Raw genomic sequence first — 2,435 nt, forward strand, 5'->3', positions numbered from 1 at the left:
CTGACCCCGGTGATCGCCGTCGCCTCGACGCTGCTGATCGCCCTGTCGGTCGTGGTCATGGTCATAGCCGCCGCCCTGCGCCGGCGCAACGAAGTCAGCGCCTGAGCGCCCGGAGAGAACAACAATGAGTGCAGTCATCAAAGATTCGGCGCACCGCAAGACCCTGGTCAGCCTGCGCAACCTGAACAAGCACTACGGCGACTTCGCGGCCGTGGACAACATCAGCTTGGACATCCAGGACGGCGAGTTCCTGACCTTCCTGGGGTCCAGCGGCTCGGGCAAGTCCACCACCCTGTCGATGCTCGCCGGCTTCGAAACGCCCAGCAGTGGCGAGATCCTGGTCGAGGACAAGTCGCTGGTGAAGGTGCCGCCGCACAAGCGTGACATCGGCATGGTGTTCCAGCGCTACTCGCTGTTTCCGCACTTGTCGGTGCGCGAGAACATCGCCTTTCCCTTGGCCATCCGCAAGCAGAACGCCAGTGAAGTCGCCAAGCGCGTCGACGCCATGCTCAAGCTGGTGCAACTGGACAGCTTCGCCCACCGCCGCCCCTCGCAGCTCTCCGGCGGCCAGCAACAACGGGTGGCGATTGCCCGGGCGCTGGTGTACGAGCCACGCATCCTGCTGATGGACGAACCGCTCGGCGCGCTCGACAAGAAGCTGCGTGAAGACCTGCAGGACGAGCTGCGTCAGCTGCATCGCCGCCTGGGCATCACCATCGTCTACGTGACCCACGACCAGGAAGAAGCCATGCGCTTGTCGCAGCGCATCGCTATCTTCAGTCACGGCAAGATCGTCGGGCTGGGCAGCGGGTACGACTTGTACCAGAACCCGCCGAATGCCTTTGTCGCCTCGTTCCTGGGCAACTCGAACTTCCTGCGGATCAAGGCCAGCAGCAATGGCGCGGCGAGCTTCGAGGGCCAGCCGGTGTCGATCCGCCTGACGCCGGGGTTGTCCGCGCAGCAGGATGTGCTGTTGATGGTTCGCCCGGAAAAGGCGTTGGCCCTGACCGCCGGGCAAGCTGCCCGGGAGCCGCTGCCTGCGGGCTGGAACGAGGTGAGTGCCAAGGTCGGCGAGGTGTTGTTCCTGGGTGAAAGCCAGACGTGCCACGTGGTAACGCCTGGCGGCACCGAGATGACGGTCAAGGCGCTGTCAGCGGCGGGAATGCCGATGCAGCCGGGAGATACGGTCAAGGTGCGCTGGGCGACGGCGGATGCCTGCGTCTATACCGAATGGGCCGAGAGCGACCTGAGCAAGGCAGCCGGCGCGCATTGATGAGTGCACGGTAGTGGACTCATCACCCTGCAAGCCCGCTCCTCACGGAAGCGGGCTGGCACAGGTAGTCTTTACTCAGTCAGTCAGACCAACATAGACGTTCTGCACGTCATCGTTGTCGTCGATGTTGCCCAGGAACTCCTCGACCTCGGCCAGTTGCTCGGCCGTCAGGCTGGCGGCGCTGACCGGGTTTTTCGGGGTGTAGCCGATCTTCGCCGCGCTGACCTTGAAGCCGAACTCCGGCAGAGCCTTCTGCACGGCATCCAGGTCGGTGGTCTCGGTGATGAACAGGGTCGAACCCTCTTCCTCGCCCGGCTCGAAGTCCTGGGCACCGGCCTCGATGGCCGCCAGTTCAGGATCGGCGTCAGCCGCTTCAGGGCTTGCCTCGATCAGGCCGACGTGATTGAAGTCCCACGCCACCGAACCGCTGGCACCGAGCTGGCCCTTGCGGAACAGCACGCGGATCTGCGCGACGGTGCGGTTGACGTTGTCGGTGAGGCACTCGACGATCAGCGGCACCTGGTGCGGCGCGAAGCCTTCGTAGCTCACGGCGTGGTACTGCACCTGGTCACCGTCGAGCCCCGCGCCCTTGCGGATCGCCCGTTCCAGGGTCTCGCGGGTCATCGAGGCCTTCTTGGCCTGTTCCACGGCCAGGCGCAGGCGCGGGTTCATGTCCGGATCGGCGCCCGATTTGGCGGCGATCTGAATTTCCTTGGCCAGCTTGCCCATGATCTTGCCCTTGGCATTGGCTGCGGCTTCTCTATGCTTGGCTTTCCACTGTGCGCCCATCTCGGTTCTCTTGCTCCAGGTGCCGGTTCAGGAAGCGACCGGCAAAGTAGTGGAGTTTAATCGCTGATGGGGGTTTCGCCTACTGCGAGGAGACCTCGATGCTGATGCGCGTCACCGCCGACGCCCTTGTCCTGCTGCACCTGGCCTTCATCCTGCTGGTGCTGTTCGGCGGGCTGCTGGTGCTCAGGTGGCGTGGCGCCTTGGTCATCCACCTGCCCGCCCTGGCCTGGGGCCTGGCGGTGGAATGCCTGCACCTGGACTGCCCGCTGACCGGCTGGGAAAACCAGGCCCGTGCCGCCGCGGGCCAGGCAGGCTACCAGGGCGGGTTTGTCGAGCATTATGTCTGGCCACTGATCTATCCCGCCGGGCTTAC

At 64.7% G+C, this 2,435-nt stretch carries 3 protein-coding genes and 1 pseudogene; 3 read left to right on the forward strand and 1 reads right to left on the reverse strand.

Annotated features, from left to right (window positions below; genetic code table 11):
* Together VJS90_RS13745 and VJS90_RS13750 are read left to right on the forward strand one after the other, a co-directional pair.
* A pseudogene (locus tag VJS90_RS13745) lies at nt 1-105 on the forward strand (ABC transporter permease); the annotation flags it as partial.
* A 19-nt stretch (nt 106-124) separates the two neighbouring features.
* Entirely contained in the window at nt 125-1,273 is a 1,149-nt protein-coding gene (locus VJS90_RS13750; protein ID WP_324122195.1) for an ABC transporter ATP-binding protein, read from the forward strand.
* A 75-nt stretch (nt 1,274-1,348) separates the two neighbouring features.
* On the opposite strand, the gene VJS90_RS13755 is transcribed toward VJS90_RS13750, so the two are convergent.
* A complete protein-coding gene (locus VJS90_RS13755) occupies nt 1,349-2,062 on the reverse strand; it encodes a YebC/PmpR family DNA-binding transcriptional regulator (RefSeq protein WP_324122196.1) in 714 nt (237 codons plus the stop codon).
* Between the two features lie 98 nt (nt 2,063-2,160).
* On the opposite strand from VJS90_RS13755, the gene VJS90_RS13760 reads away from it, so the two are divergent.
* Nucleotides 2,161-2,435: DUF2784 domain-containing protein (locus VJS90_RS13760; RefSeq protein WP_324122197.1), on the forward strand; the 275-nt coding region annotated here is incomplete at its 3' end.

It is taken from the genome of Pseudomonas sp., from assembly GCF_035277045.1.
Lineage (GTDB): Bacteria > Pseudomonadota > Gammaproteobacteria > Pseudomonadales > Pseudomonadaceae > Aquipseudomonas.

Coding starts and splice junctions, on each gene's coding strand:
- VJS90_RS13750 (WP_324122195.1), top strand. CDS start 125: ATGAGTGCAGTCATCAAAGATTCGGCGCACCGCAAGACCCTGGTCAGC.
- VJS90_RS13755 (WP_324122196.1), bottom strand. CDS start 2,062: ATGGGCGCACAGTGGAAAGCCAAGCATAGAGAAGCCGCAGCCAATGCC.